This is a genomic window from Streptomyces niveiscabiei (genome assembly GCF_001419795.1).
Taxonomy (GTDB): Bacteria; Actinomycetota; Actinomycetes; order Streptomycetales; family Streptomycetaceae; genus Streptomyces; species Streptomyces niveiscabiei.
The window spans coordinates 1-5,755 of record NZ_LIRL01001071.1; the positions used below are offsets into that span (position 1 = coordinate 1).

The 5,755-nt window shown below is 70.5% G+C and carries 7 protein-coding genes; 5 read left to right on the forward strand and 2 right to left on the reverse strand.

Annotation, left to right across the window (positions count from 1 at the left end; translation table 11 throughout):
- Nucleotides 1–70: 70 nt before the first annotated feature.
- Entirely contained in the window at nucleotides 71–889 is an 819-nt protein-coding gene (locus AOK24_RS39895; RefSeq protein ID WP_055724808.1) for an inositol monophosphatase family protein, read from the forward strand.
- A gap of 120 nt (nucleotides 890–1,009) precedes the next feature.
- Here AOK24_RS39895 and AOK24_RS49445 read toward each other — a convergent pair whose 3' ends face one another.
- Nucleotides 1,010–1,174: a hypothetical protein gene (locus tag AOK24_RS49445; protein WP_165854409.1), complete on the reverse strand. Its 165-nt coding sequence runs from the start codon at nucleotides 1,172–1,174 to the stop codon at nucleotides 1,010–1,012.
- 452 nt (nucleotides 1,175–1,626) lie between these two features.
- Here AOK24_RS49445 and AOK24_RS39900 point away from each other — a divergent pair, with 452 nt between their 5' ends.
- The 4 genes from AOK24_RS39900 (at nucleotide 1,627) to AOK24_RS39915 (ending at nucleotide 5,191) form a co-directional block, all read left to right on the forward strand.
- Nucleotides 1,627–2,280: a response regulator transcription factor gene (locus tag AOK24_RS39900; RefSeq protein ID WP_010353034.1), complete on the forward strand. Its 654-nt coding sequence runs from the start codon at nucleotides 1,627–1,629 to the stop codon at nucleotides 2,278–2,280.
- 6 nt (nucleotides 2,281–2,286) lie between these two features.
- Complete coding sequence (locus AOK24_RS39905) at nucleotides 2,287–3,549, forward strand: sensor histidine kinase (protein ID WP_055724809.1); 1,263 nt, start codon at nucleotides 2,287–2,289, stop codon at nucleotides 3,547–3,549.
- Between the two features lie 396 nt (nucleotides 3,550–3,945).
- Nucleotides 3,946–4,242 (forward strand): DUF4193 domain-containing protein, encoded by a 297-nt coding sequence (locus AOK24_RS39910; protein WP_003993510.1) that lies wholly within the window; start codon nucleotides 3,946–3,948, stop codon nucleotides 4,240–4,242.
- 13 nt (nucleotides 4,243–4,255) lie between these two features.
- Entirely contained in the window at nucleotides 4,256–5,191 is a 936-nt protein-coding gene (locus AOK24_RS39915) for a hypothetical protein (protein WP_079057236.1), read from the forward strand.
- Between the two features lie 4 nt (nucleotides 5,192–5,195).
- Here the strand turns inward: AOK24_RS39915 and AOK24_RS39920 are convergent, their stop codons facing one another.
- Entirely contained in the window at nucleotides 5,196–5,660 is a 465-nt protein-coding gene (locus AOK24_RS39920; RefSeq protein ID WP_055724811.1) for a DUF3093 domain-containing protein, read from the reverse strand.
- Nucleotides 5,661–5,755: the final 95 nt, after the last annotated feature.

The window sequence follows — 5,755 nt, forward strand, 5'->3', positions numbered from 1 at the left end:
GCGTAGGGGCTGTCGGCGCCCCCAAGCCCGCCGCCGCGGGCGCCGACAGCCCCTACGCGTGAGGAGCCCCATGCCCGACGAGACGCTGTACGACGAACTCCTCCGCCTCGCCCAGGAGGCGGCCGACCAGGCGGGCACCCTCCTGCGCGACGGCCGGCCCACCGACCTCGCGGTCGCGCACACCAAGTCGAGCCCCATCGACGTCGTCACCGAGATGGACATCGCGGCCGAGAAGCTCATCACCGGCCTGATAGGCGGGCACCGCCCCGACGACGGCTTCCTCGGCGAGGAGGGCGCCTCCGAGGAGGGCACCTCGGGCGTCCGCTGGATCATCGACCCCCTCGACGGCACGGTCAACTACCTCTACGGCCTGCCCAGTTGGGCCGTCTCCATCGCCGCCCAGCACAACGGCGAGACGGTCGTGGGCGTCGTCCACGCACCCCTGCGCGGCGAGACCTACCAGGCCGTACGCGGCAAGGGCGCCTGGGTCACCGGCGACCCGCAGGGCCCGCGCCCCCTGACGGCCCGCGAGGCGCCGCCCCTGGAACGGGCCCTGATCTCCACCGGCTTCGGCTACACCACCGAACGCCGCACCTCCCAGGCCGCGGTGGCCGCCGCGCTCATCCCGCAGGTCCGCGACATCCGCCGGGGCGGCTCGGCCGCCATCGACCTCTGCGACGTCGCCGCGGGCCGCCTCGACGGCTACTACGAACGCGGCCTGAACCCCTGGGACTACGCGGCGGGCGACCTCATCGCCCGGGAGGCCGGCGCACTGACCGGAGGCCGCCCGGGAGACCCCCTCTCGACGGCTCTGACGATCGCGGCCCCGCCCGGGGTCTTCGAGCCCCTCCAGGCGCTCCTGGAGGACCTGGGAGCCTGGCAGGGCTAGAACCCGGCGGGACCGCCGGGAACACCCCCGGAACACCCCGCGAGAACGCGAAGAACCCCCGGCGCTGGATTCACCGGGGGTTCTTCACGTCAGGCCGACGACATCAGCCCTCGGTACCGCTCAGGCACCGACCTCGACGCCGTGCTCCGCGGCCAGCCGCCGCAGATCGTCGAGTTCCGCCTGTTCCACCTCCACGAGGAAGTCGTCCCCCTCGTCGAGAGCCCGGCTCAGGTCCGTTTCGGTCGCCCTTATGCGCTGGAGGAGTCCTGCGGTGAATGCGTCCATGCTGCGCCCCCTCGTCCTGGGTCGTGGGTCGATGGCACGGGGGTGTGCCAGTCGGAAGGGGCGATCACGTCTGCGGCAGATGCCCAGCACACCGGACGCGCTGGGCGGCGACGGTGCCGAGCACCCACGTCCGCTCTGCGAGACGAAACGAAAGCGGCCGTACCGCACGGGGGTGCGGCACAAGCAGAGTGTGATCGCGGGGTGTAACGCTTCCTCCCCCCGCTCCCTTCCACGGAAACCTCAACCCGGCGAGAAAATCTGGCATTCCCGGGCTTCACACCTTCATTTCATCCGGCGCTCACCGGACCTCCCCCTGCCGCCGGCTCCCGCCTTACAGCCGACTTATGGCCGAAAAGGGCAGGATGGGGTCCACACACCATGCAGACCCCTGCCCGCGCGCTCCACGGCGACACCGGAGCGCTACGCGGGTGGACACAGGAAGGACAAGCGACGTGCGCGTACTCGTCGTCGAGGACGAGCAACTGCTCGCCGATGCGGTGGCCACCGGACTGCGCCGGGAGGCCATGGCCGTCGACGTCGTGTACGACGGCGCGGCGGCCCTGGAGCGCATCGGCGTCAACGACTACGACGTGGTCGTCCTCGACCGTGACCTCCCGCTCGTCCACGGCGACGACGTCTGCCGCAAGATCGTCGAACTCGGCATGCCCACGCGCGTGCTGATGCTCACGGCGTCCGGCGACGTCAGCGACCGCGTCGAGGGCCTGGAGATCGGCGCCGACGACTACCTGCCGAAGCCCTTCGCGTTCAGCGAGCTCATCGCGCGCGTACGCGCGCTGGGACGGCGTACGAGCGTGCCCCTGCCGCCGGTCCTGGAGCGCGCGGGCATCAAGCTCGACCCGAACCGCCGGGAGGTGTTCCGGGACGGCCGCGAGGTGCAGCTGGCGCCGAAGGAGTTCGCGGTGCTGGAGGTGCTGATGCGCTCCGAGGGCGCCGTGGTCTCGGCGGAGCAACTGCTGGAGAAGGCCTGGGACGAGAACACGGACCCGTTCACCAACGTCGTACGCGTCACGGTGATGACGCTGCGCCGCAAGCTCGGTGAGCCGCCCGTCATCGTCACCGTGCCCGGTTCCGGCTACCGGATCTGATCCACCGTGGCCGCGACACCCGCGCCCCCGAAGGCGCCCCCGAAACCCACCTGGGACCCCCGCCGTCCCGAGATGCCGTTCCCGTGGCTGCGTCCGACGATCCGGATAAGGCTCACGCTGCTGTACGGCGGCATGTTCCTGATCGCCGGCATCCTGCTGCTGTCGATCATCTACCTGCTGGCCGCGCAGGCGATCAACACGGGCAACGAACTGCCGTTCAAGATCGTCACCGGCAACGCGGTGAAGGTGACGAGTTCGTCCTGCCCGGCCGTCAACGCCGCGACCAACGCGGACGGCGAGGTGTACCTGTCGACGTTCAACGCGGCGATCAACGCCTGCGTCGACCAGCGCCGCCAGGACTCCCTGGACAACCTCCTCAGCCGCTCCCTGCTGGCCCTCCTGGGGCTCGCGGTGATCGCGTTCGCCTTCGGGTACGCGATGGCGGGCCGGGTGCTCACGCCGCTCGGCCGCATCACGCGCACCGCGCGCGCGGTCGCCGGTTCGGACCTGTCCCGCCGTATCGAGCTGGACGGCCCGGACGACGAGCTGAAGGAGCTGGCGGACACGCTGGACGACATGCTGGCGCGCCTGCAACGGGCGTTCACGGCGCAGCAGCGGTTCGTCGGGAACGCGTCGCACGAGCTGCGCACGCCGCTCGCGATCAACCGGACGCTCCTGGAGGTGCACCTCTCCGACCCGAACGCGCCGGTGGAGCTCCAGCAGCTCGGCAAGACGCTGCTGGCGACCAACGAGCGCAGCGAGCAGCTCGTGGAGGGCCTGCTCCTGCTCGCGCGCAGCGACAACCAGATCGTCGAGCGCAAGCCGGTGGACCTCGCGGAGGTGGCCGGGCAGGCGATCGACCAGGTGCACGGCGAGGCCGAGGCCAAGGGCGTCGCGATCCGGGGCGAGCGGCAGAAGGCCGTCGTCCAGGGCAACGGCGTACTGCTGGAGCGGATCGCGCTGAACCTGGTGCAGAACGCGGTGCGCTACAACGTGCCCGAGGACGGCTGGGTGGAGGTCACCACCGAGGTGCAGCACGGGCAGGCGCTGCTGGTGGTGTCGAACACCGGTCCCGTGGTCCCGGCGTACGAGATCGACAACCTTTTCGAGCCGTTCCGGCGGCTGCGTACGGAGCGCACGGGCAGCGACAAGGGGGTGGGGCTCGGGCTGTCGATCGTGAGGTCGGTGGCGCGGGCGCACGGCGGGCACATCACGGCCCAGCCGAGGGAGGGAGGGGGACTGGTGATGCGTGTCACCCTGCCTCTCTGAGATCATGGGGCCGACACACGCGGGGGCGTTCGCTTTGCGCGGAATTTTCGGGGCTTCTCCCCCGTGCTCATGTGTGTGATCGATCACAAGGGCGAATTTCCGGCCATCTACTCACTGTGATCATGAAGGCTGCCGTAAGGCCCGGAAAATCCGGGTTTTCGGGGGTCCTGATGACGGGAAGTACACGGTGGGACGCCTTTGAAGTGCGACATTCGGACCGTGTACGGTCCCGATCGCCATCCAACCCGATCACCCGTGAGGGGGCCGGTTGGGTGTCGATTGAGTAACAGACCTTGATGTGAGGCAAAATCTCCCGCTCAAGGCGGGCACAAGTCCGGCCTCTCACGCGTTACGTGCGCTGAAGACACCGCATTCACCCAGAGGGGGAGAGCGACCATGGCAACCGATTACGACACCCCACGCAAGACCGACGACGACGTCGATTCCGACAGCCTGGAAGAGCTGAAGGCCCGGCGGAACGACAAGTCGGCATCCGCTGTAGACGTCGACGAGTTCGAGGCCGCCGAGGGCCTGGAACTGCCCGGCGCCGACCTCTCCAACGAGGAGTTGGCCGTCCGGGTGCTGCCCAAGCAGCAGGACGAGTTCACCTGCATGAGCTGCTTCCTGGTGCACCACCGCAGCCAGCTGGCCCGCGAGAAGAACGGTCAGCCGATCTGCCGCGACTGCGACTGAGGGCGGGTCGGCCGTGACTGGCTCGACCCCTCCTCGGAAGCGCCGCTTCCCCCTGAGGAAAGCGGACCAAGGGTCGTACGACCCTCTCGGCGTGCGTGACGACGAGCGAGGTTCATCCGACACAGGATCGGCCTCGCTCGAACCGGCGGCAGGAGGAACCGACCTCTCGGCGCCGGACAACAGCACCGCGGCCGTCGCCAGGCGGTCGGCCGCGGTGATCAGGGACAGGGCCCGCGACCTGGCCCGGGACAGCGTCCACAAGGGCCGCGGCCGGGCCAAGGCGGGCCTGGCGTACCTCGCGGACCGGGTCATCGAGAACGCCCCCAGAATCCCCGTACGCGACCTCAGGACGCTCCGCGGCCAGTTCCCCGGCCTCGGGCCCGAGGAGCTCGCGGACAAGCTCGTGGCGGGCGCCGCGAACGCGTCCGCGACCGTCGGCGCGGGCGTCGGCGCCGCGGCCATGCTCCCCGTCCCGCCGGCGATGCCCGCGGAACTCGCGGCGGAGATCACCGGCGTCGCCGCGATCGAGCTGAAACTCATCGCCGAACTGCACGAGGTGTACGGCCTGCGCCCGCCCGGCGGCCTCAAGGACCGCAGCACCGCCTACCTGCGCTCCTGGTCCGGCGAACGCGGCATCGAGGTCCTCAAGCCGTCCTCCGTGAACTCCGCGCTCGGCAGCCAGATGAAGCGCGAACTGCGCCAGCAGATCATGAAGCGCATGGTCCGCAACCTGCCGAACCTGGTCCCCTTCATGGTCGGCGCCGCCGTCGGGGCCGTCATGAACCGCAGGGACACCAGGAAACTCGCCGCGAAACTCCGCGCGGACCTCAGACAGCACCAGATCCCGTGGGACGACCTCCCCGCGCTCCCGCCCCTGGAGAAGCCGGACGACCCGCTCGTGATCGACGAACGGGCCGGACGCGCGGAGCGCGGCGAACTCGGGCGCTGACGCCCTAGACGGTGGCCTCCCGGGCCTCCTTGAGGGCCTGCGCCAGGCGCTCCGGCTCCCGGGTCGACAGGTACAGGTACGGCGTCGGGTCCTCGGGGTCCGTCACGAGGACGCGCAGCGCGCCCGGGATGTACGCCCGCAGCAGCAGGTACGCGCGCGTGTCCGCCTTGTACGTCCGCCAGGCGCGCGCCTCCTCCGGGTCCAGGACCTCCGCCTCGCCGAGCGCGGTGACCGGGATCTTCGCGTCCCCCGCGATCAGGAAACCGCCCACCACGCGGATCCGCGGCGAACCGTACGCACTGGCCACGACGGCCGCCGCCGCCGTACCCCCGACCAGGCCCCCGAGCAGCGGCAGCGTGCCGAACGGCAGCAGGATCAGGGCCATCGAGACACCCACGAGGAACGACAGGAACCACCACGAGCGGGGGGCGGTCAGGCGTTCTTCGTACGGGGTGGTGGAGAGCTGCATGGGCCAAGCTTGGCACGGGGATACGACAGCGCCGGGTCCGGGGCGGGGCGCGCGGAGGTGACCGGTGGGTAAGAGCGGTGAGCACAGGGTGGCCG